The following is a 22,042-nucleotide window of genomic DNA, read 5'->3' on the forward strand; positions in this document are numbered from 1 at the left end:
ATGGTCAGACTTTCTTTCATTGTTACGACTCTTATGATCAATGGGTGCTCAAGCTGGCCTGCCGCAGGAGATAACCCCTATTCACCACCAGAAACCGAACAATGGCTTGAGCTTGAGCATCATGATTTTGAATTACAGATCCTGGCGACCCGAGGAGCAAAATCATGTTTACCTGGTCAATACCAAACGCTGGAAAATCTCTATAGCAAAGCACGCCAAGAAGCGAAAGCGGGCTTTGACGACGATGCTGATATCACTCTTCTGCAATATCAAACTCAATTTGCCAAAATCCAACTGCAAATGGATTGGTTGGAATACCACACCTTATGTTTAAACCCACATTACTCTGAAGTGGAATTGCGCGATAAGTTCTTAGTATTGATGAAGATAGATAACCAATTTGCCTTTAATCGCACTCAGTTACTGCCCGACTACCAACAAGCCCTCCGCCGTGCAGCATCAATACTAAAGCGACAAAACCATTGGCATTTACAGCTAACAGGCTTTACCGACACCCTAGGTACTGAACCGTATAACGACGACCTCGGTATGCGCCGCGCAGATACAGTAAAACGCTTTTTGATTGAGCAAGGGGTTGAGCCTAAACAAATTGCTATTTTTAGTGCAGGTGAAAAGGCATCTATTGAAAATCCAGCGTCGAGAACTGAGCGCTTAAGTAACCGCAAAGTGGAAGCTGTGGTCTTGGTTGAGCACCATACTCGTTCGCAGCATCGTGTTTATTCATTGCAAGATTGGCATGCAGTGAAGGAGTCATTATGAGATTCCTGCTGTTGATCGTATTACTCCTCTTCCCGATTTCGGGCGTGCAAGCCACGACCTTAACCGCTGGAGATCGCGTATACCTTCAACTACCAGGCGAAAGTGATTTTGAGGATCCTTTTACTATCGACGATCAAGGACAACTCTTACTGCCTGAAGTGGGACTTGTCGCCGTCGCAGGCTTAACGGTTCCGCAAGCAGAACAAAAAATCAGGCAGCTCCTCCAAGTGATCTACCGAAATTTAGATGAATTCGAACTGCGGATTATGGAGCACCTTTTGCGGGTAAAAGTGCTCGGTTACGTTGAAAAACCAGGGATGGTGTCATTAAAACCAGACAGTAATATTCAAATGGCACTCGCCGCAGCGGGCGGCGCAAGGCCCGGCGCACAACTTGATCAATTCAAATTAATCCGTGGCGATAAAACCACCTTTTTTGATTACAAAGCCTATCTCGATGGTAAGCAGACACAAGCATTACCCGCCTTAAAAGGTGGTGATACCATCTTTGTTCCTGCTTCACCATTACTCGGCAATATCGAAGTCAATTTTGATGCCGCTTCGCTACGGGAAGGCGGCGATGCCGATGAAGCACAAGGCCTCACCATTTTTGGTGAGTTGAGAAATCCAGGGACCTTTAGCTATAAACCAAACATGACGGTAGTTGATGCCATCATGCGGGCTGATGGGGTGACCCGTTATGCTGACGTCACTAAGATCCGCGTGATCACCGATAATATTCCGTATCAGTTTGACCTTAAAGCCTACCTAGACAGTGGCAATGACGCTAACCTTCCTCCTGTTAAACCAGGCACCACTATTTTCGCTCCGATAGAGGTTGAAGATATTAATACCACCTCACGCACTGTCTACGTGATGGGAGAAGTCAAAGCCCCCGGCCCCTACGAAAGTAGCACCAACACTGGCTTTATTGATGTTCTTGCGAATGCTGGCGGCCCGACTCGTTTTGCCGATACAACACACATCAAATTACTCAGTAATACCAAGCCAGCAATAAGCATCAACTTAGTTAAATATACACAATCACCAGAGACTTACCCCCTCCCTAAAATGGTGCCAGGAGATGTTATCTTTGTGCCGGAAAAAATTGATTTTAACGAAAAGTCTTGGCTAAAAGTGACCAATGATCGCGCGATTAAAATAATTGGAGCAGTGAATAACCCTGGGCGTTTTGAGTGGAATGACACCATGAACTTTATGGATCTACTCGCCCATGCGGGAGGCCCCAAGCAACAAACAAATCTTAGCAATGTTCGTATTATTCATGACAACGTTAACCCTGGCGAGCCTAGGATCAGCACGTTCAATTTTGAAAGCTTCACCAAACAAGGAAAGTCCAACAATCAGCTGCCTAAGCTACATGCAGGTGACACCATTATCTTTGATGAGCTTCCTCATGACCCAACCGATAATAAAGCCAGCTGGGTGCGCCAATCAGCTCAAGATTCAATTTACATCTTCGGCCAAGTTGGCGCTCCAGGTCGCTACGCCTTTAATGACGAGCATGGATTTCTCGATATTCTATCCGCCGCAGATGGCCCTACTGGTGAAGCCGATATTCAGGAAGTACTGATCACTCACCGTGATGGTAAAACAACCAAAGTCAGTCGCTTTAACTTGGCGCATTACTTCCAAACCGGTAACGAAACACTGCTCCCAAAAGTTGTCGCTGGCGACGTAATTTTTCTACCGCCAGTTGATGCCATTGCCGACACACAAGCGGTAAAAGTAATGGGAGCCGTTAAAGCGGCAGGACGCTTTAATTGGAATGACAGCATGACCTTTCTGGATGTCTTAGCGTTAGCTGGCGGTCCCACTAAAGAAGCAAACATTACCAACATTCGTATTATTAAAGAAAATCGTCAAGCACAAGAAAACGTCCTGTATTTTGACCTTGATAATTTCATTACCGAAGGCGGCAGTTTTGCAGGCCTTCCTCGGCTGACCGCAGGCGATACCGTCGTCATTGATGAATTACCCCATGATCCGACTGACAATAAATCGAGCTGGATCCGTCAATCTGCCGATGACTCCATTTATGTTTTTGGCCAAGTGGGTGCACCCGGTCGCTATGCCTTTAACCGAGAGCTCGGCTTCCTCGATATTCTTTCTGCCGCAGATGGTCCTAATGGCGAGGCAGATCTACGCCAAATACGGATCAGTCATCGCAGTGGCAATACCAGTAAAGTAACTACACTCAACCTCTCGCTCTATTTTGAAACCGGTGATGAAACTCTACTGCCTCGCGTGGTACCTGGCGATGTTATCTATGTTCCCAAAGAACAAGGAAATTGGCTCGATAAGCCAGCGGAACGTGTTGTTCGACTGATGGGGAGCGTCAACAAACCTGGCCGATATGCCTTTAACAATCAAATGAATATCTTAGATTTACTGGCTGAAGCTGGCGGACCTAAAGATACCGCTTATATTGAACGTATCATGATCGTCAATACTTCATGCTGTGGCGATCAAGCGCAAACATTCAACTTACGCAGTTACGTAAAAAACCCAGGCCAATCGCCCCTGCCGTTGTTGCGACCAGGCGATACGGTTTATGTGCCAACCGAAGAAGATTCTACCGCCTCACAACTACGCCAAACGTTACGCGATGCCCTAGGTATCGTCACCTTAGTCGTATTAGGAGCCGCTTTATGAAGCCTTGGCTTAGTCAGGAGTTTGACCAACTGTTTCAACATATCCATCAGCGACACTGCCGGGTTATAACCTTAGCGGGCGCCAGTGCGGGTTGCGGCACCTCCACACAAGCCTATTGGCTCGCACAACGATTATCGTCCGATCAACCCAAATCGCTATTGATCGATCTGGATCTTTCTGGATCAGGGCAAGGCTACCCCAAAGCTGACTGGTCGTGCCAAACGGTTAATTTTACTAATCATATTACACAACTCAGCGATAAACTCGATTTACTACCACAACCACAATCACAACAAACCATCTTTGAATTACGCCAACCACAAATCCTTTCAGCCGCCGTTAAGCTGTGGCTAAAGCAATACCAATATATTATTTGTGATGTGGGTAATATCAATACTGCCAATTGGCGAAACCTAGCAATAGCGTCAATCGGCCAAGCCAGCGACGGGACTATATTATGCATTGCTGCAGGTAAGACAACGGAAAGTGATGTCCTCACCAGCTCTCAACGCCTTGAACAGGGCAATGTTGGTCTCATCGGCACCTTAATCAATGACCAAATTAACCCTAGCTTAGGAGAAGAAATACAAAGAGTAATAAACAGTAAGGCAGGTTGGCTACCGAATAAAATGAAGGCCAAAATCAACCGTTATCTTGCAACCAATCCACTCTTACAAGGAAAGTACCAGTAATGGAACAAGTACTGTTACAACGACGCTTCCAATTAACCTATTCAGCCATTCAAAGTATCCGCCATCTTTTTACGGATAAAGCGGCAGCACTTGAAATAGAAGCAACTCGTTTACAGCAGTTACAGTTGGTCTGCAGTGAATACTGTACCAATTTACTCAAGCATCAAGCCCAAGCTACTCACTCAATCCTGATTAGCTATGGCAAGTGTCAGCAAGGCCATTACCTTGCGATTCAGGATAACGGTCAGCCGTGGAAGCAATTAAAAACGGCACTTTGTAATGCACAATTCCCAACAACGCTATCAGAGTCAGGAATGGGACTCGCGATCATCAAAGCAACCTTCCCCGATTTTGATTACCAAACAACCACAACTGGCAACCAGCTTCGCTTTTATCTTTCCAACAAAAAACAGAAACAACAACTGCTCATAGTGGATGATAGTCAAAGTCAGCTTAAGCTCTTAGCGCATTTTCTTGAGGACAATTACCAACTTACTATTTTTAGCCAAGCAACAGAAGCAATTGAATGGCTGGCTCATAATCATTGTGACCTTGTCTTAACTGATTTTCACATGCCTATCATGAGTGGGATTACCTTCCGCGATCATGTCAAACAACAACGAAGGCATGCAACACTGCCGTTTGTCTTTATCTCAGGTGACACCCTCGCTGACAGCATAGCGCAAGCAGGACAATCCGCCATTGATGACTACTTACTAAAACCCATCAATAAACCCCATTTACTCGGCGTTATCCAGCGAGTGTTAGAACGGCATCAACACCTTACCACGCAATACCAATTACAATTCGAGCAACAACTCGCTTTATGTCTTCCGTTAGCCAACACTCAGGCAGAGGAAAACCATTGGCACATTCAAATCAACCAGCAAGCAGAAAGCAGTGGCGATTTTGTGATGCAACGTAGCCTAGCTGACGGCACAACATTAGTCATCCTAGGGGATCACATGGGGCACGGTGCTATCGCGAAAGCCAATGGTGCGGTATGGCAGGGCTATATTAGTGGGCTACTCGAAAATAATGACATCACACCTGCGCAGCTTTTCCTGCTGCTCAATACCAAACTATGTCAGAGCCAATCCCATCATCTGCTGTGTTTGCAACTGATCCATCTACAAAAGGGAGGGCGAGCAGAGTATCTCAATGCCGGTATGCCAGCCCCTTTATGCTTCATAGAGGAAAGAAGCGAACAGCTCCAACACGCCTCAGGCTTACTGGGCTTATTTGATGAAATTGACGTCGAACCATGGCAAGGCACATTTCAACCAGGCATGAGTATCCATTGCTATAGTGATGGCTTAGCCGAATCTCACTGGAGTGTTCAAGCATTAAACCAATTAAAGTACTTGTCACCAGAACAACGCCATCAACAATTATGGCGATACAATGCACCTATGACTGTTGATGATAAAACTTTAGTCACCATTAGCTACCGAAATCCCACTTGCCATCAAGACTCTGTCAGTTGATAAATAGCTTTTAGCTGTGGCCAGCGTGCCACACAACTGTAAGTATGGCGAACGCGCAGTTGTTGCTCCATTGCGACCTCGATTGTCAGCTCTCTATCATGATCAAAAGCCTTAACCATATCGGCCAATACCTGCCAATTGACTTGACTAACCACGCAGCCGCTAGGTAATAACCGAGTAAGATCTCCCGCATCTGTCGCAAGGGTAACAACGCCATTAGACATGGCTTCCAGTGCCGCCATCGGTAACCCTTCAGCCCGTGAAGGCATTAGTAATATATCTAACGAATGCCAATGGTTAGCCATATCATCAACACGGCCATGCCACTGAATCGAACCGTCATCACCCACCATCGTCATGGCTTGATGAAATGTTTCGTCCTCTCCATCACCAAATACATGGTAATCACAGCCATCATTTTGAGCCGCTAACCAGACAAAACGATCAATACCTTTTATTTCACATAACCGCCCTACAAAACCGACTTGTAATCGTTGTGAGCTATCAGCACGTTCACGCCTTAAACTGGTAGATTGTGCTGGAACAGAAACAAAATTGGGCAGAAGCTCGCAAGCGCTAGGAACAGAATCTTGAATCGCCTGACTGACCGCGAGATTACGAGACAAAAAGCTAGAGGCCCGATTAAGCCATTCATAAAAACCCACGCGTCCTGAGGCAGACTCCCCGGCATGGAAAGTTGTGACAGTAAGAGAAGAGGTAAAAAGCCCTAACAAACGAACCAGTATGGACGCTTTATAGCCATGAGCATGCAATACATCATCACGACTAAGTTGCTTCGCAAAAGTGTATGCAGAATGGCGAGCTTGTTTTGATAACAAGAATTGTACAGGGACATTAGCATCGGCTAATTGCAGGTATAAGGGATGATCAGCATAGCGACGAATAAAAATCACAGTGACCGCTTGGCGCTGCTGCTTTAACAAACGAGCTAACTGAAGTACGTGGCTTTCAATACCGCCAAAGCCAGAACTGTCGAGCAATAGATAGATCACATCCAACTCCTTATATCGATAAGAAATTCAATGCAAAAAAAAAGCCGAGTCTAAGACTCGGCTCTTTTTAATTTAACGCGCTAGTGCTTATTCAGCAGCAGCTTCTTCCTTTGCAGGACGATCTACAAGCTCAATGTAAGCCATTGGGGCTTTATCGCCAGCACGGAAACCGCATTTAAGAATGCGAGTGTAACCGCCTGGGCGTTGAGCGAAACGTGGACCTAATTCGTTAAATAGTTTCGCAACTACTTCGTTATCACGAGTACGAGCGAATGCAAGACGACGGTTAGCAACACTGTCTGTCTTAGCTAGGGTAATCAACGGCTCAATTACGCGACGTAGCTCTTTTGCCTTAGGCAAGGTAGTCTTGATAAGTTCGTGACGTACCAGAGAGCTAGCCATGTTGCTGAACATCGCTTTACGATGACTGCTGTTGCGGTTGAGTTGACGACCACTCTTACGATGGCGCATGACCTAATCCTTCTAACTAGATATCAGTAACTATTAATCTTCAGCGATTGATGCTGGCGGCCAGTTTTCTAAGCGCATGCCTAGAGACAGACCACGAGATGCCAGCACGTCTTTAATTTCTGTTAAAGACTTCTTACCAAGGTTTGGCGTTTTAAGTAGCTCAACCTCAGTGCGCTGAACAAGATCACCGATGTAATGGATCGCTTCTGCTTTCAAACAGTTAGCAGAGCGAACAGTTAGTTCAAGATCGTCTACAGGACGCAGTAGGATCGGATCGAACTCTGGCTTTTCTTCTTTCTCTTCAGGAACTCGTACATCACGTAGATCTACGAATGCATCCAGTTGCTCAGCAAGAATAGTTGCTGCGCGACGGATAGCTTCCTCTGGATCAAGCGTACCGTTTGTCTCCATATCGATTACTAATTTGTCTAGGTCAGTACGTTGTTCAACGCGAGCTGCCTCTACAGAGTAAGCGATACGGTCAACTGGGCTGAAAGTTGAATCAACTAACAGACGACCAATTGGACGCTCATCTTCTTCAGTGTGAATACGAGCAGATGCTGGTACATAGCCGCGACCACGCTCTACCTTGATGCGCATGCTGATATCAGCATTGTCATCAGTTAGGTGGCAGATTACGTGTTCTGAGTTCGCAATCTCAACATCACCGTCGTGGGTGATGTCACCTGCAACAACAGGGCCTGCACCAGATTTGTTCAGAGTAAGGATAACTTCGTCTTTACCCTCAACCTTAACGGCTAGACCTTTAAGGTTTAGAAGGATTTCAAGAACATCTTCCTGTACTCCCTCTTTGGTGCTGTACTCGTGTAACACACCGTCGATCTCAACTTCAGTAACGGCACAACCCGGCATAGAAGAAAGTAAAATACGACGAAGAGCGTTACCTAAAGTGTGGCCAAAGCCACGCTCTAGTGGCTCTAGAGTTACTTTTGCATGCGTCGTGTTAACTTGTTCGATATCAACAAGACGTGGCTTAAGAAATTCTGTTACAGAACCCTGCATTGTGTCCTCTCTTAACTATAGCCTTACTTAGAGTAAAGCTCGACGATCAGGTGTTCATTGATGTCGGCAGACAAATCAGAACGTTCTGGAAGACGCTTGAACGTACCTTCCATTTTGCTGTTGTCTACTTCGACCCAAGTCGGTAGTTCACGCTGTGTAGCAACTTCTAGAGCTGCTTTAATGCGTGCTTGGTTCTTAGCTTTCTCACGAATGCTAACAACGTCGTTAGCCGCTACCTTGAAAGAAGGAACGTTTACGACTTGACCGTTTACTAGGATCGCTTTGTGGCTTACCAGCTGGCGAGATTCAGCGCGAGTTGCACCAAAGCCCATGCGGTAAACTACGTTATCTAGACGACCTTCAAGAAGTTGAAGCAGGTTTTCACCTGTGTTGCCCTTAATGCGAGCAGCTTCTTGGTAGTAGTTACGGAATTGTTTTTCTAGTACGCCATATGTACGACGAACTTTCTGCTTCTCACGAAGCTGAACGCCGTAATCAGATAGACGACCACGACGAGCACCATGCTGGCCCGGCGCGTTATCAATCTTACACTTGGTATCAATCGCGCGTACACCAGACTTAAGGAATAAGTCAGTACCTTCGCGACGGCTAAGCTTCAGCTTAGGACCCAAATATCTTGCCATGTTCTTTCTCCAGTTTTCCTAAAAACGAAACGTTATACGCGACGTTTCTTAGGTGGACGACAACCGTTATGAGGGATCGGAGTTGCATCAACAATGTTAGTGATACGGAAACCCGCTGCGTTTAGAGCGCGGATTGTTGACTCACGACCAGGACCAGGGCCCTTAACCATAACTTCCAGGTTCTTAACGCCATATTCTTTGGCCATTTCACCACAACGCTCAGCAGCAACCTGTGCAGCGAACGGAGTAGATTTACGAGAACCACGGAAACCAGAACCACCTGCAGTTGCCCATGAAAGAGCATTACCTTGACGGTCAGTAATGGTTACGATTGTGTTGTTGAAAGAAGCATGAATGTGCGCAACGCCATCAGCTACTTGCTTACGTACGCGCTTACGCGCGCGAGTTGGTTGTTTTGCCATTGTACTCTACCTTATCCGATTATTTTTTGATCGGCTTGCGCGGACCCTTACGGGTGCGAGCGTTGGTTTTAGTACGCTGTCCACGTAGTGGTAGACTGCGACGATGACGAAGACCACGGTAACAGCCAAGGTCCATAAGACGCTTGATGTTCATGGAAACTTCACGACGTAGATCACCTTCTACAGTGTACTTAGCTACACCATCACGCAGTTGATCGATCTGCTCTTCATTCAGTTCACTGATCTTAACATCTTCAGCAATACCCACTTCAGCTAGAATAGCTTGAGAACGGGTTTTACCGATACCGTAGATCGCTGTTAAAGCGATTACAGAATGTTTATGATCAGGAATGTTAATGCCTGCAATACGGGCCACTATTCACTCCTAGTACTTTTCAAGAATAACCGCTGCAAAGCCCGTGTAGGATACGCAGCGGTGGTACAATTCTTTTGCACACACAAAAGATGGTTGGCTAATTTAGCCAACCTATCTTCAATTTGCAAGAAATATTTCTGCTAATTAGCCTTGGCGTTGTTTATGCTTTGGCTCGCTGCAAATTACACGCACAACACCGTTGCGCTTGATAACTTTACAGTTACGGCAGATTTTCTTAACGGAAGCACGAACTTTCATTGCTAAACTCCGTAAATGGAATAACCAGTCTTAACGGCTTGAGCCCTTAAGATTAGCCTTTTTCAAAACAGACTCATATTGTTGAGACATCAAAAGTGTCTGAACTTGAGCCATGAAGTCCATGATTACTACAACTACGATTAGTAGCGACGTACCGCCAAAATAGAAGCGTACGTTCCATGCAATCATCATGAACTCGGGGATCAGACATATAAAGGTAATGTACATTGCACCCGCTAGGGTTAAACGTGTCATCACTTTATCGATATATTTCGCAGTCTGCTCACCCGGGCGAATACCAGGTACGAACGCACCAGACTTCTTCAAGTTATCAGCTGTCTCGCGAGGGTTAAACACCAACGCGGTATAGAAGAAACAGAAGAAAATAATCGCAGCAGCATAAAGCATTACATAAAGCGGCTGACCTGGGCTTAACGCCAGTGAAATCTCACTTAGCCAACCTAGGCTTTCATTTTGACCAAACCACTGTGCCAGTGTGCCTGGGAACAAAATGATGCTTGATGCAAAAATCGCTGGAATAACACCTGCCATGTTGATTTTCAACGGCAAGTGAGTGCTCTGCGCTGCAAAGACACGACGGCCTTGTTGACGCTTGGCGTAGTTAACGACGATACGACGTTGACCACGTTCCATGAACACTACAAAGTAAATTACAGCGAAAGAAATAACTGCAATTAACAGTAGAAGAAGTACGTGCAATTCACCTTGACGTGCTTGCTCTACGGTCTGTCCAATAGCCGGTGGCAAACCAGCAACGATACCAGTGAAAATAATCAAAGATATGCCGTTACCAATGCCGCGTTCTGTAACCTGTTCACCTAACCACATTAAGAACATGGTGCCGGTAACCAAACTAACAACCGCAACAAAGTAGAAACCAAGCCCAGGGTTAACCACTAGGCCTGGAATCATACTTGGTAACCCCGTCGCAATACCAATTGCTTGGAAGGTTGCCAAAACAAGCGTGCCGTAACGAGTGTACTGGCTAATCTTACGACGACCAGACTCTCCTTCCTTTTTCAACTCGGCTAACGCCGGGTGAACAACCGTTAACAACTGAACAATGATCGATGCCGAAATATACGGCATGATGCCCAGCGCTAAGATTGATGCACGCTCAAGTGCACCACCAGAGAACATGTTAAACAGTTCAATGATGGTACCCTTTTGCTGTTCGAACAGATCGGCAAGTACAGCAGCGTCAATACCAGGAATAGGCACAAAAGAGCCAGCTCGGAAAATTAAGATAGCTCCTATTACGAATAATAGGCGAGTCTTAAGCTCTGCTAGGCCACCTTGTGCGCTACGAAAATCTTGTCCTGGTTGTTTAGCCATCTGTACCTCATCCTCGAGTTAATTATTCCTCGATTTTACCGCCTGCAGCTTCGATTGCAGCTTTTGCGCCTTTAGTCACGCGAAGACCTTTAACAGTCACAGAGCGTGCGATTTCACCAGAAAGAACAACTTTAACGAACTCGATGTTCTTAGTGATTACGTTCGCAGCTTTTAGGCTGTTTAGATCAACTACGTCACCTTCAACTTTCGCTAGCTCAGCTAGACGAACTTCAGCTGTTACCAAGCTCTTACGAGATGTAAAACCGAATTTTGGTAGACGCTGTTTCAAAGGCATTTGACCGCCTTCGAAGCCTGGACGTACAGAACCACCTGAACGTGATTTCTGACCTTTGTGACCACGGCCACCAGTTTTGCCCAGACCTGAACCGATACCACGACCTACGCGCTTCGCAGAAGGCTTAGAACCCGCAGCCGGTGATAGAGTATTCAAACGCATTCTGATTACTCCTCAACTTTAACCATGTAGTAAACTTTAGCGATCATGCCGCGTACGCAAGCAGTATCTTCAAGTTCAACAGTGTGGTTGATACGACGAAGGCCTAAGCCACGCAAAGATGCTTTATGCTTCGGTAAACGACCGATAGAGCTCTTTGTCTGTGTTACTTTAATTGTCTTAGCCATGTCGATTACTCCAGAATTTCTTTAACAGAAAGACCACGCTTAGCGGCGATCATTTCTGGAGAGTTCATTCCACTTAGACCATCAATTGTTGCGCGAACAACGTTGATTGGGTTAGTAGAACCGTATGCTTTTGCTAGTACGTTACGGATACCCGCAACCTCTAGAACTGCACGCATTGCACCACCGGCGATGATACCAGTACCTTCTGATGCAGGTTGCATGTACACTTTAGAACCAGTGTGGCGACCTTTAACAGCGTGGTGTAGAGTACCGTCGTTTAGTGCAACTGTAACCATGTTACGACGTGCTTTTTCCATCGCTTTCTGGATTGCAGCAGGAACTTCACGTGCCTTGCCGTAACCAAAACCGATGCGACCGTTACCGTCACCAACTACTGTTAGTGCAGTAAAGCTGAAAATACGACCACCTTTAACCGTTTTTGAAACACGGTTAACAGCGATCAGCTTTTCATGCAAATCTGATTGTGTTTTTTCGTTAGCCATCTTCCGCCTACCTTAGAATTTCAGACCAGCTTCACGAGCAGCTTCTGCTAGTGCAGCTACACGGCCGTGGTATTGGAAACCAGAACGATCGAATGCAACGTTAGAGATGCCTTTTTCAATCGCGCGCTCAGCAATAGCTTTACCTACAGCTGTAGCAGCGTCCTTGTTACCAGTACTCTTAACTTGCTCACGGATCGCTTTTTCTACGGTAGAAGCGGCAGCGATAACCTCGGAGCCATTAGGTGCGATAACCTGAGCGTACACGTGACGTGGAGTGCGGTGTACAACTAGGCGTGTAACGCCCAGTTCAGCAATCTTACGACGTGCACGGGTCGCACGACGGATACGAGATGCTTTCTTATCCATAGTGTTACCTTACTTCTTCTTAGCTTCTTTAGTACGCACATTTTCATCTGCGTAACGAACACCTTTACCTTTGTAAGGTTCAGGGCTACGGTAAGCGCGAATATCTGCAGCTACTTGACCAACTAACTGCTTATCAGTACCTGTAAGTACGATTTCAGTTTGTGTTGGACATTCAGCCTTGATACCTTCCGGTAATTCGTGCTCAACTGGGTGAGAGAAGCCAAGGGTTAGACCTACAGCGTTGCCTTTGATAGCAGCACGGTAACCTACACCTTTAAGAATCAGCTTCTTAGTGAAACCTTCGGTAACACCAACAACCATGTTATTAACTAGTGCACGAGCAGTACCTGCTTGTGCCCAAGCCTTATCGATACCTTCACGAGGACCGAAAGTGATGGTGTTCTCTTCCTGGGTTAAAACTACTGCTTCGTTGATAACGCGAACTAGTTCGCCTTTACCGCCTTTAACAGTAACTTCCTGACCGTTAAGTTTAACTTCTACGCCAGCAGGAATTACTACAGGTGCTTTTGCAACACGAGACATGTCCTACTCCTATTAAGCTACGTAGCAGATAATCTCACCGCCAAGACCCGCTTTGCGTGCAGCGCGGTCGGTCATAAGACCCTTGGAAGTGGAAATAACAGCAATACCAAGGCCACCCATCACTGATGGTAGAGCATCTTTTTTCTTGTAGATGCGTAGACCAGGACGTGATACACGTTGGATTTGCTCGATAACTGGGTTAGCTTCGAAGTACTTAAGTGTAACTTCTAGCTCAGGCTTAACTTCACCAGTAACGATGTAGTCAGCCACGAAACCTTCTTCTTTTAGAAGTGCAGCAATTGCAACTTTCTGCTTAGAAGATGGCATTTTAACAGCAACTTTTTGCGCTGCCTGACCGTTACGAATGCGGGTCAGCATATCCGAAATCGGATCTTGCATGCTCATAAGTCAATACTCCGTGATTCTAAATTGGTAACTAAATTACCAGCTTGCCTTACGTAGACCCGGAATCTCGCCTTTCATGCAAGTTTCGCGAACCTTGATACGGCATAGACCAAACTTACGTAGGTAGCCGTGCGGGCGTCCAGTCTGGTTACAGCGGTTACGCTGACGAGAAGGACTAGAATCACGTGGAAGTGACTGAAGCTTAAGAACTGCATTCCAGCGGTCTTCTTCAGACGTGTTCACGTCATTAATTAGTGCTTTTAGCGCAGAACGCTTCTCAGCGAACTTAGCTACTAGCTTAGCGCGTTTAGTTTCACGCGCCTTCATCGATTCTTTAGCCATTAGTAACCCTTACTTTTACTTACGGAATGGGAAGTTAAAAGCAGAAAGCAGAGCATGAGCTTCTTCATCAGATGCTGCAGTAGTCGTGATAGTAATATCAAGACCACGCACTCGATCTACTTTGTCGTAGTCGATTTCTGGGAAGATAATCTGCTCGCGAACGCCCATGCTGTAGTTACCACGACCATCGAATGATTTCGGGTTAAGACCACGGAAATCTCGAATACGAGGTACAGCAATTGAAATTAGACGCTCGAAAAAGTCCCACATACGCTCGCCACGTAAGGTTACTTTACAGCCAATCGGGTAGCCCTCACGGATCTTAAAGCCAGCAACAGACTTACGAGCTTTAGTGATTAGCGGCTTCTGACCTGCAATAGCAGTCATGTCAGCAGCTGCGTTCTCTAAAAGCTTCTTGTCGTTGATCGCTTCACCCACACCCATGTTAAGTGTGATTTTTTCGATCCTTGGGACTTGCATGATGCTCTTGTATTCGAACTTTTCAGAAAGCTCTTTTACAATAGACTCTTTGTAGTAATCATGCAGTTTCGCCATAGTACTACTCCAAACTTACTTGATAGTTTCGCCAGTCGACTTGAAGAAACGAACTTTTTTGCCGTCTTCAAATCGGAAGCCTACACGGTCCGCATTACCTTGACCGTTAACGATAGCAACATTTGATGCGTCGATCGCAGCTTCTTGCTCTACGATGCCACCTTGAACACCCATTGCCGGTACAGGCTTCTGGTGTTTCTTAACCATGTTGATACCTTCAACGATAACTTTACCGGTTGCTAGAACCTTAGTTACCTTACCTTTCTTGCCTTTATCTTTACCAGCAAGAACGATAATTTCGTCGTTACGACGGATTTTTGCTGCCATTTTGATCGCTCCTTACAGTACTTCAGGCGCTAGTGACACAATTTTCATGAATTTCGCATTACGAAGTTCACGAGTCACAGGGCCAAAAATACGAGTACCGATTGGTTGCTCACTTGTGTCGTTCAACAGTACGCAAGCATTACGGTCAAAGCGAATGACAGAGCCGTCTGGACGACGAACGCCTTTACGGGTGCGTACAACCACCGCCTTCAGAACATCACCTTTCTTAACTTTACCGCGAGGAATTGCTTCTTTCACAGTAACTTTGATGATGTCACCGATATGTGCATAGCGACGGTGAGAACCACCCAGAACCTTAATACACATTACGCGACGAGCGCCGGAGTTATCGGCTGCTTCAAGCGTACTTTGCATTTGGATCATGTTAGTGCTCCGCTTATTTTAAAACATCTAGACCCTCTCGGATCGATATGCCTTTTCTTCAAAGGCGGCGAATAATAACACCATTTTCGACCGATGGGTAGACAAAAAATAAACGACCCCAAGTTTTTTCAGGGCCGTTTGTTTAATTAGTTGCTAAGTTCGCTTAACCGCGAGCTTTTTCAACTACGCGTACCAGTGTCCAAGACTTAGTCTTAGACATTGGACGACACTCACGAACTTCAACAGTATCGCCTAGGCCACACTCGTTGTTTTCGTCATGTGCGTGAAGTTTAGTCGTGCGCGTGATGTACTTACCGTAGATCGGGTGCTTCACTTTACGCTCGATTGCAACAACAATAGACTTATCGCCTTTGTCGCTAACAACACGACCAAGCTGAGTACGAATTTCGCTCATTATGCGCCAGCCTTTTCAGTCAGAACGGTTTTAACACGTGCGATATCGCGACGTACAGCTTTTAGAGTGTGAGTCTGCTGTAGTTGACCAGTCGCAGCTTGCATGCGCAAGTTGAACTGTTCACGTAGCAGGCCTACAAGCTCAGCATTAAGTTCTTCAACGCTTTTCGCGCGCAGATCTTGTGCGTTCATCACATCACCGCCTTAGTTACAAATGTTGTCTTGATTGGTAGCTTACGTGCAGCAAGGTTAAATGCTTCACGTGCTAGCTCTTCAGAAACACCATCCATTTCATATAGAACTTTACCTGGTTGAATTTGAGCAACCCAGTATTCTACGCTACCTTTACCTTTACCTTGACGAACTTCAAGAGGCTTAGATGTAATAGGTTTGTCTGGGAATACACGAATCCAGATCTGGCCTTGACGTTTGATATGACGAGTCATAGCACGACGAGCAGCTTCAATTTGGCGAGCAGTCAAACGACCACGACCAACAGCTTTAAGACCAAATGTACCGAAGCTTACGTCAGTACCGTTCGCTAAACCGCGGTTACGACCTTTAAAAGTCTTGCGGAATTTAGTGCGTTTAGGTTGCAGCATCAATAAACTCCTTATTTACGGCTTTTGCGCTGCTTCTTAGGCTTGTCAGCCTTAGGCTCTTCAACTGGCATGCCGCCTAGAACTTCACCTTTGAAGATCCAAACTTTGATACCAATTACACCGTATTGGGTGTGAGCCGAAGAAGTTGCGTAATCAATGTCAGCACGAAGAGTGTGTAGAGGCACACGGCCTTCACGGTACCACTCAGTACGTGCGATTTCAGCGCCGCCTAGACGACCGCTTACTTCAACTTTGATACCTTTAGCGCCAAGACGCATAGCGTTTTGAACTGCACGCTTCATAGCGCGACGGAACATAACACGACGTTCTAGTTGAGACGCGATGCTGTCTGCTACTAGTTGACCGTCTAGCTCTGGCTTACGTACTTCAGAGATATTGATCTGAGCAGGAACGCCCGCGATCTTAGCTACTGCAGCGCGTAGTTTTTCTACATCTTCGCCTTTCTTACCGATTACTACGCCTGGACGAGCAGTGTGAATAGTCACACGGATGCTCTTAGCAGGACGCTCGATAACGATGCGTGATAAAGATGCTTTTTTCAGTTCTTTTGTAAGAAACTGACGTACCTTGAAGTCGCCGTCTAGGTTGTCAGCGAACTCTTGGCTGTTAGCAAACCAAGTGGTATTCCAAGGCTTACAAATGCCTAGACGAATACCATTAGGATGTACTTTCTGACCCATTGCTTTCTCTCCTAGTCTCTTAGCGGTCTGCTACAACAACAGTGATGTGGCTAGAACGCTTCAAGATGCGATCGGCACGGCCTTTAGCACGAGGCATAATACGCTTCATGATAGGACCTTCGTCAACGAAGATTTTAGCAACATTAAGATCATCAATGTCTGCGCCTTCGTTGTGTTCTGCGTTAGCGATAGCTGATTCTAGAACTTTCTTGATTAGGTCAGCAGCTTTTTTGTTGCTGAACGTCAAGATTTCTAGAGCTTGGTCAACTGGCTTACCGCGCAGTTGATCTGCAACCAAACGAGCTTTTTGCGGCGAAATGCGAGCAAAGCGATGTTTAGCGATAGCTTCCATTACTTACTCCTTAGCGCTTCTTAGCTTTCTTATCCGCAGCGTGACCGCGGTAAGTACGTGTTGGTGCAAATTCGCCTAGCTTGTGACCGATCATTTCTTCAGAAACGAAAACAGGAACGTGCTGACGACCATTATGGACAGCGATGGTCAAACCGATCATTTGTGGAATGATCATTGAGCGACGGGACCAAGTCTTTACAGGCTTCTTGTCACCGCTTTCCAACGCTTTCTCTACCTTCTTCAGCAAGTGTAGGTCAATAAATGGACCTTTCTTGAGAGAACGTGGCATGGCGTATCCTCTTTATAATTACTTGTTACGACGACGTACGATGTACTTGTCGGTACGTTTGTTCTTACGAGTCTTGTAACCCTTAGTTGGAACACCCCAAGGTGATACTGGGTGACGACCGCCTGATGTGCGACCTTCACCACCACCGTGTGGGTGATCCACTGGGTTCATTACAACACCACGTACAGTTGGGCGAACACCGCGCCAGCGTGAAGCACCAGCTTTACCTAGCTCACGTAGCATGTGTTCTGCGTTACCAACTTCACCTAGAGTCGCACGACCTTCAGCAAGAACTTTACGCATTTCACCAGAACGTAGACGTAGAGTCACATATGTGCCTGCACGTGCAATGATCTGAGCGTATGCACCAGCTGAACGAGCCAGCTGAGCACCTTTACCAGGCTTAAGTTCAACACAGTGTACTGTTGAACCTACTGGGATGTTGCGCATTGGTAACGTGTTACCAACTTTGATCGCAGCATCTGCGCCAGACTGGATCATATCACCAGCTTGGATGCCTTTAGGCGCGATGATGTAACGGCGTTCACCGTCAGCGTAAAGTACTAGCGCGATGTTTGCGCTACGGTTTGGATCATATTCCAAACGCTCTACTTTAGCTGGGATACCATCTTTAGTACGTTTAAAGTCGATTAGACGGTAATGTTGTTTATTACCACCACCGATGTGACGTACTGTGATACGACCGTTATTGTTACGACCACCAGACTTAGAGTTTTTCTCTAGTAGTGGTGCGTACGGCTTACCCTTATGCAGGTCAGAGTTAACCACTTTAACTACGTGGCGACGACCCGGGGAAGTCGGCTTACATTTAACAATAGCCATTCTTCTTAGCTCCTAGTCTTACTCTGCACTACCAGCGAAGTCGATGTCTTGACCTTCTTTCAAGATAACGTACGCTTTCTTCACGTCTGAACGACGGCCTTGGCGCATACCTTGACGTTTGGTCTTACCCTTAGTGATAAGAGTGTTAACAGACTTAACTTCAACTTCGAACAGTTTTTCAACTGCTGCTTTGATCTCTCTCTTAGTTGCTGTAATAGCTACTTTAAATACGATAGTGTTCGCATTTTCAGCTGCCATTGTAGCTTTTTCAGAGATGTGCGGAGCACGTAGAACTTTTAAAATACGCTCTTCAGTGATCATGCTAGCATCTCCTCAACTGCTTTAACTGCTGCTGCAGTCATCACAACTTTATCGAAAGCGATCAAGCTAACTGGGTCGATTGCCGCTGCGTCACGTACGTCTACTTTGTATAGGTTACGTGCTGCAAGGAATAGATTCTCATCTAGCTCGCCAGTTACGATCAGTGCATCAGTTAGCTCAAGCTCATTAAGCTTAGCAACTAGTGCTTTTGTTTTTGGTGCTTCTAGAGAAAACTCATCAACAACGATTAGACGCTCTTGACGAACTAGCTCAGAAAGAATGCTCTTCATAGCACCACGGTACATTTTTTTGTTAACTTTTTGGCTGTGGTCCTGTGGACGTGCAGCAAAAGTTACACCACCCGAGCGCCAGATTGGGCTACGGATTGTACCAGCTCGAGCGCGACCTGTACCTTTCTGGCGCCATGGTTTAGCACCACCACCAGAAACGTCAGAACGAGTCTTCTGAGCGCGTGTACCTTGACGAGCACCTGCTGCGAAAGCAACAACTACTTGGTGTACAAGCGCTTCATTGAAGTCACGCCCAAAAGTAGTTTCGGAGACAGTTAGCGCGTCTGCGCCTTTGACTACCAATTCCATTACTAACTCCTCGACGTTACGCTTTAACAGCTGGTTTTACGATCACGTTACCGCCTGTAGCACCTGGTACTGCACCTTTAATAAGAAGCAGATTGCGCTCAGCGTCAACACGTACGATCTCTAGGTTTTGAGTCGTTACACGCTCAGCACCCATGTGACCAGCCATTTTCTTGCCTTTAAATACGCGACCTGGAGTTTGACATTGGCCAATTGAACCCGGAGCACGGTGAGACAAGGAGTTACCATGGGTCATATCTTGAGTAGAGAAGTTCCAGCGCTTAATAGCACCTTGGAAGCCTTTACCTTTAGATGTACCAGTAACGTCTACTTTTTTAATTTCGTTGAACAGTTCTACGTTTAGCTCAGCGCCAACTGCAAACTCTTCACCACTATCTAGACGGAATTCCCAAAGACCGCGACCAGCTTCAACACCTGCTTTCGCAAAGTGACCAGCTTCTGGTTTGTTAACGCGGCTAGCTTTCTTAGTACCAGCAGTTACTTGGATTGCGTTGTAACCGTCTGACTCAAGAGATTTAACTTGAGTTACACGGTTGTTTTCAACTTCAACCACTGTTACTGGGATAGAAACGCCTTCTTCGGTAAAGATGCGGGTCATGCCCACTTTACGACCGATTAGACCAATCATTCTCTTATCTCCCCTTAACCTAGGCTGATCTGAACATCAACGCCAGCAGCAAGGTCTAGACGCATAAGAGCATCAACAGTTTTATCTGTTGGCTCAACGATGTCGATAAGGCGCTTGTGAGTACGGATTTCGTACTGATCACGTGCGTCCTTATTAACGTGAGGAGAAATAAGAACAGTGAAACGCTCTTTACGAGTAGGAAGAGGGATTGGACCCTTAACCTGCGCGCCAGTACGCTTAGCTGTTTCAACGATTTCCGCAGTTGACTGATCGATCAAACGGTGATCGAAAGCCTTAAGGCGGATACGAATACGTTGGTTCTGCATGAGACAGAGCTCCAAATAAAAATTACACAAACAATATCGCCACTCACGCTCGTCAAGACGAGGGAATGCCGATTGATTTATGTGAACGTAGCATCCCTATCGGATACATTGTCAGCCAATTTAATGACTGCGAACATAAGTCAGAGTATACATTTTCAAGCTGTAAAACAGCTTCTTCCTCAACGCTTATTGGTTCACAACTGCGCCTACAAGATATGGTGACCTCTGGCAGTGGGAAGCATTATACAGATCACATTTCGGAACGCAACCCTTGTTTGAAAATTAATCATCAGCGGTAAAAACGGTCGATCTCAGCCTTAGTTACAACACTAAAACGCAATAAAGAGAGCCACTGCTCTCTCCATACAATAAAACCCAAATCTGATCGATTTAGGTTAGTTGACTCAAGGCGCTTGCTAGAATTTGCTAATCATCATCTACAATCTGCGCTTGGTTATAATTGGCAATGCCCATTTTTTCAATTAACCCTAACTGTGTTTCCAGCCAATCAACATGCTCTTCTTCATCTTCAAGAATATCTTGAAATAGATCCCGCGACACATAGTCTCGCACGCTTTCTGCATACGCGATGGCATCACGCAGATCAGGAATAGCGTCCATCTCTAATGCTAAGTCGCATTCCAGCATTTCTTGCGTGTCTTCACCAATATTTAATTTACCGAGATCTTGTAAATTAGGCAGCCCCTCAAGAAACAGGATGCGCTCTATCAGATGATCGGCGTGGTTCATCTCATCGATAGATTCATGGTATTCCTTATCAGCAAGATGCTTAAGGCCCCAATCCTTGTACATTCTGGCATGAAGAAAATACTGATTAATGGCAACGAGCTCGTTACCCAGTATTTTATTGAGGTGTTGGATAATTTTCGGATCAGCTTTCATGCAGTAACACTCCTCTGTCGGTTCATTTAAGGATAGAACCGAATCGAAGAGTGTCAAAAGGCCGATGGGAACAGCGGCGTTATTAACTGGCTTTTTGGTACTGACTAATAATAGTCTGCTCGATAATCACCTTAGCTTGCCGTATGCACTTACCGCACTGTGAACCTAATGGCGTGATCTCTCTAATACCACGAATATCAGTCAGGCGGTGTTCTACCGTTAACTTCATGATCTTTTTATCGGATATTGCATGGCATAAACACACGTACATTAGGACACTCACTGATTAGTTGCTTAATGGCAATATAAACAAGAACAGTTTTCATTACCACTTGCGGGAGGTGTATTTATTAGATGATTTAGCTATCAATAAAGCGTGTTAGATAAAAATTAAAATAAGTAGCAAAGAGAGGGAGTTAGAATTGAAAATTACAGGCATTAAAAAAGGGAGCCGAAGCTCCCTTTTGCGTACTTAGTTTTGCACTAAATTGCTATTAAGCAACGATAGTTGCAACAACACCAGCACCAACTGTACGGCCACCTTCACGGATAGCAAAACGTAGACCTTCGTCCATCGCGATAGGTGCGATTAGAGTAACAGTCATAGAGATGTTATCACCAGGCATTACCATTTCTACGCCTTCAGGTAGTTCGATAGTACCTGTTACGTCAGTTGTACGGAAGTAGAACTGTGGACGGTAACCTTTGAAGAAAGGAGTGTGACGACCGCCTTCATCTTTAGAAAGAACATAGATTTCTGAAGTGAAAGTAGTGTGTGGAGT

At 45.8% G+C, this 22,042-nt stretch carries 36 protein-coding genes; 4 read left to right on the forward strand and 32 right to left on the reverse strand.

Annotated elements, in window-relative coordinates; translation table 11 throughout:
• Genes L4C35_RS21965 through L4C35_RS21980 form a run of 4 tightly spaced genes read left to right on the forward strand, consistent with a single transcriptional unit; the run spans position 1 to position 5,634 of the window.
• Positions 1-780 (forward strand): OmpA family protein, encoded by a 780-nt coding sequence (locus L4C35_RS21965; protein WP_428464886.1) that lies wholly within the window; start codon positions 1-3, stop codon positions 778-780.
• A complete protein-coding gene (locus L4C35_RS21970; protein WP_428464887.1) occupies positions 777-3,455 on the forward strand; it encodes an SLBB domain-containing protein in 2,679 nt (892 codons plus the stop codon). Before L4C35_RS21965 ends, L4C35_RS21970 begins: the two co-directional genes overlap by 4 nt.
• The gene (locus tag L4C35_RS21975; RefSeq protein WP_428464888.1) at positions 3,452-4,147 is read left to right on the forward strand and encodes a P-loop NTPase family protein; all 696 of its coding nucleotides are present in this window, start codon (positions 3,452-3,454) and stop codon (positions 4,145-4,147) included. Before L4C35_RS21970 ends, L4C35_RS21975 begins: the two co-directional genes overlap by 4 nt.
• The gene (locus L4C35_RS21980) at positions 4,147-5,634 is read left to right on the forward strand and encodes a response regulator (protein ID WP_428464889.1); all 1,488 of its coding nucleotides are present in this window, start codon (positions 4,147-4,149) and stop codon (positions 5,632-5,634) included. Before L4C35_RS21975 ends, L4C35_RS21980 begins: the two co-directional genes overlap by 1 nt.
• Here L4C35_RS21980 and L4C35_RS21985 read toward each other — a convergent pair.
• From L4C35_RS21985 to L4C35_RS22140, 32 genes are all read right to left on the reverse strand, one after another.
• Entirely contained in the window at positions 5,616-6,647 is a 1,032-nt protein-coding gene (locus L4C35_RS21985) for a glycosyltransferase family 4 protein (protein WP_428464890.1), read from the reverse strand. The genes L4C35_RS21980 and L4C35_RS21985 overlap by 19 nt on opposite strands.
• Positions 6,648-6,734: 87 nt before the next feature.
• Complete coding sequence (gene rplQ, locus L4C35_RS21990; protein WP_428464891.1) at positions 6,735-7,118, reverse strand: 50S ribosomal protein L17; 384 nt, start codon at positions 7,116-7,118, stop codon at positions 6,735-6,737.
• 33 nt (positions 7,119-7,151) lie between these two features.
• Entirely contained in the window at positions 7,152-8,141 is a 990-nt protein-coding gene (locus L4C35_RS21995) for a DNA-directed RNA polymerase subunit alpha (RefSeq protein WP_062690062.1), read from the reverse strand.
• Positions 8,142-8,164: 23 nt separating this feature from the next.
• Positions 8,165-8,785 (reverse strand): 30S ribosomal protein S4, encoded by a 621-nt coding sequence (gene rpsD / locus L4C35_RS22000; protein WP_062690064.1) that lies wholly within the window; start codon positions 8,783-8,785, stop codon positions 8,165-8,167.
• 32 nt (positions 8,786-8,817) lie between these two features.
• Entirely contained in the window at positions 8,818-9,207 is a 390-nt protein-coding gene (rpsK, locus tag L4C35_RS22005) for a 30S ribosomal protein S11 (RefSeq protein ID WP_005370963.1), read from the reverse strand.
• A gap of 19 nt (positions 9,208-9,226) precedes the next feature.
• Entirely contained in the window at positions 9,227-9,583 is a 357-nt protein-coding gene (rpsM, locus tag L4C35_RS22010) for a 30S ribosomal protein S13 (protein WP_094956758.1), read from the reverse strand.
• Between the two features lie 144 nt (positions 9,584-9,727).
• The gene (rpmJ, locus tag L4C35_RS22015; protein WP_000868186.1) at positions 9,728-9,841 is read right to left on the reverse strand and encodes a 50S ribosomal protein L36; all 114 of its coding nucleotides are present in this window, start codon (positions 9,839-9,841) and stop codon (positions 9,728-9,730) included.
• A 30-nt stretch (positions 9,842-9,871) separates the two neighbouring features.
• Positions 9,872-11,197 (reverse strand): preprotein translocase subunit SecY, encoded by a 1,326-nt coding sequence (gene secY / locus L4C35_RS22020; RefSeq protein WP_428464892.1) that lies wholly within the window; start codon positions 11,195-11,197, stop codon positions 9,872-9,874.
• Between the two features lie 22 nt (positions 11,198-11,219).
• A complete protein-coding gene (rplO, locus tag L4C35_RS22025; RefSeq protein WP_048900859.1) occupies positions 11,220-11,654 on the reverse strand; it encodes a 50S ribosomal protein L15 in 435 nt (144 codons plus the stop codon).
• A gap of 5 nt (positions 11,655-11,659) precedes the next feature.
• Entirely contained in the window at positions 11,660-11,839 is a 180-nt protein-coding gene (rpmD, locus tag L4C35_RS22030) for a 50S ribosomal protein L30 (RefSeq protein ID WP_048900858.1), read from the reverse strand.
• Positions 11,840-11,844: 5 nt separating this feature from the next.
• On the reverse strand, positions 11,845-12,342 hold the full coding sequence (gene rpsE / locus L4C35_RS22035; RefSeq protein ID WP_048900857.1) for a 30S ribosomal protein S5: 498 nt from the start codon (positions 12,340-12,342) through the stop codon (positions 11,845-11,847).
• 12 nt (positions 12,343-12,354) lie between these two features.
• The gene (rplR, locus tag L4C35_RS22040; protein WP_048900856.1) at positions 12,355-12,708 is read right to left on the reverse strand and encodes a 50S ribosomal protein L18; all 354 of its coding nucleotides are present in this window, start codon (positions 12,706-12,708) and stop codon (positions 12,355-12,357) included.
• Positions 12,709-12,717: 9 nt separating this feature from the next.
• Positions 12,718-13,251: a 50S ribosomal protein L6 gene (gene rplF, locus L4C35_RS22045; RefSeq protein ID WP_428464893.1), complete on the reverse strand. Its 534-nt coding sequence runs from the start codon at positions 13,249-13,251 to the stop codon at positions 12,718-12,720.
• A gap of 12 nt (positions 13,252-13,263) precedes the next feature.
• Entirely contained in the window at positions 13,264-13,656 is a 393-nt protein-coding gene (rpsH, locus tag L4C35_RS22050) for a 30S ribosomal protein S8 (protein ID WP_048900854.1), read from the reverse strand.
• A 36-nt stretch (positions 13,657-13,692) separates the two neighbouring features.
• Positions 13,693-13,998: a 30S ribosomal protein S14 gene (gene rpsN / locus L4C35_RS22055; protein ID WP_048900853.1), complete on the reverse strand. Its 306-nt coding sequence runs from the start codon at positions 13,996-13,998 to the stop codon at positions 13,693-13,695.
• A 15-nt stretch (positions 13,999-14,013) separates the two neighbouring features.
• On the reverse strand, positions 14,014-14,553 hold the full coding sequence (gene rplE / locus L4C35_RS22060) for a 50S ribosomal protein L5 (protein WP_048900852.1): 540 nt from the start codon (positions 14,551-14,553) through the stop codon (positions 14,014-14,016).
• Between the two features lie 15 nt (positions 14,554-14,568).
• Positions 14,569-14,880: a 50S ribosomal protein L24 gene (rplX, locus tag L4C35_RS22065; RefSeq protein WP_048900851.1), complete on the reverse strand. Its 312-nt coding sequence runs from the start codon at positions 14,878-14,880 to the stop codon at positions 14,569-14,571.
• A gap of 12 nt (positions 14,881-14,892) precedes the next feature.
• Positions 14,893-15,264 (reverse strand): 50S ribosomal protein L14, encoded by a 372-nt coding sequence (rplN, locus tag L4C35_RS22070; RefSeq protein ID WP_048900850.1) that lies wholly within the window; start codon positions 15,262-15,264, stop codon positions 14,893-14,895.
• Positions 15,265-15,427: 163 nt separating this feature from the next.
• On the reverse strand, positions 15,428-15,679 hold the full coding sequence (rpsQ, locus tag L4C35_RS22075; protein ID WP_428464894.1) for a 30S ribosomal protein S17: 252 nt from the start codon (positions 15,677-15,679) through the stop codon (positions 15,428-15,430).
• On the reverse strand, positions 15,679-15,870 hold the full coding sequence (gene rpmC, locus L4C35_RS22080) for a 50S ribosomal protein L29 (RefSeq protein ID WP_048900848.1): 192 nt from the start codon (positions 15,868-15,870) through the stop codon (positions 15,679-15,681). The genes rpsQ and rpmC overlap by 1 nt, the downstream gene beginning before the upstream one ends.
• A complete protein-coding gene (gene rplP / locus L4C35_RS22085; protein WP_048900847.1) occupies positions 15,870-16,280 on the reverse strand; it encodes a 50S ribosomal protein L16 in 411 nt (136 codons plus the stop codon). The genes rpmC and rplP overlap by 1 nt, the downstream gene beginning before the upstream one ends.
• An 11-nt stretch (positions 16,281-16,291) precedes the next feature.
• A complete protein-coding gene (gene rpsC, locus L4C35_RS22090; RefSeq protein ID WP_428464895.1) occupies positions 16,292-16,981 on the reverse strand; it encodes a 30S ribosomal protein S3 in 690 nt (229 codons plus the stop codon).
• 19 nt (positions 16,982-17,000) lie between these two features.
• Positions 17,001-17,333, reverse strand: a complete 333-nt coding sequence (gene rplV, locus L4C35_RS22095) for a 50S ribosomal protein L22 (protein WP_428464896.1) — start codon at positions 17,331-17,333, stop codon at positions 17,001-17,003.
• Positions 17,334-17,343: 10 nt separating this feature from the next.
• The gene (gene rpsS, locus L4C35_RS22100) at positions 17,344-17,622 is read right to left on the reverse strand and encodes a 30S ribosomal protein S19 (RefSeq protein ID WP_005302795.1); all 279 of its coding nucleotides are present in this window, start codon (positions 17,620-17,622) and stop codon (positions 17,344-17,346) included.
• Positions 17,623-17,640: 18 nt separating this feature from the next.
• Positions 17,641-18,465: a 50S ribosomal protein L2 gene (gene rplB / locus L4C35_RS22105; RefSeq protein WP_428464897.1), complete on the reverse strand. Its 825-nt coding sequence runs from the start codon at positions 18,463-18,465 to the stop codon at positions 17,641-17,643.
• Between the two features lie 18 nt (positions 18,466-18,483).
• Complete coding sequence (gene rplW / locus L4C35_RS22110) at positions 18,484-18,786, reverse strand: 50S ribosomal protein L23 (protein WP_428464898.1); 303 nt, start codon at positions 18,784-18,786, stop codon at positions 18,484-18,486.
• A complete protein-coding gene (gene rplD, locus L4C35_RS22115; protein WP_048900842.1) occupies positions 18,783-19,385 on the reverse strand; it encodes a 50S ribosomal protein L4 in 603 nt (200 codons plus the stop codon). Before rplD ends, rplW begins: the two co-directional genes overlap by 4 nt.
• A gap of 16 nt (positions 19,386-19,401) precedes the next feature.
• A complete protein-coding gene (gene rplC, locus L4C35_RS22120; protein WP_048900841.1) occupies positions 19,402-20,031 on the reverse strand; it encodes a 50S ribosomal protein L3 in 630 nt (209 codons plus the stop codon).
• Positions 20,032-20,045: 14 nt separating this feature from the next.
• A complete protein-coding gene (rpsJ, locus tag L4C35_RS22125; RefSeq protein ID WP_002541412.1) occupies positions 20,046-20,357 on the reverse strand; it encodes a 30S ribosomal protein S10 in 312 nt (103 codons plus the stop codon).
• Between the two features lie 426 nt (positions 20,358-20,783).
• Positions 20,784-21,260 carry a bacterioferritin gene (bfr, locus tag L4C35_RS22130; RefSeq protein WP_428464899.1) on the reverse strand — a complete coding sequence of 159 codons (477 nt, stop codon included), beginning with the start codon at positions 21,258-21,260 and terminating at the stop codon, positions 20,784-20,786.
• Between the two features lie 82 nt (positions 21,261-21,342).
• The gene (locus L4C35_RS22135) at positions 21,343-21,531 is read right to left on the reverse strand and encodes a (2Fe-2S)-binding protein (protein ID WP_428464900.1); all 189 of its coding nucleotides are present in this window, start codon (positions 21,529-21,531) and stop codon (positions 21,343-21,345) included.
• 223 nt (positions 21,532-21,754) lie between these two features.
• On the reverse strand, positions 21,755-22,042 hold a 288-nt coding region (locus L4C35_RS22140; RefSeq protein WP_489685852.1), incomplete at its 5' end, for an EF-Tu C-terminal domain-related protein.

It is taken from the genome of Photobacterium kagoshimensis, assembly GCF_050337045.1.
GTDB lineage: Bacteria > Pseudomonadota > Gammaproteobacteria > Enterobacterales > Vibrionaceae > Photobacterium > Photobacterium kagoshimensis.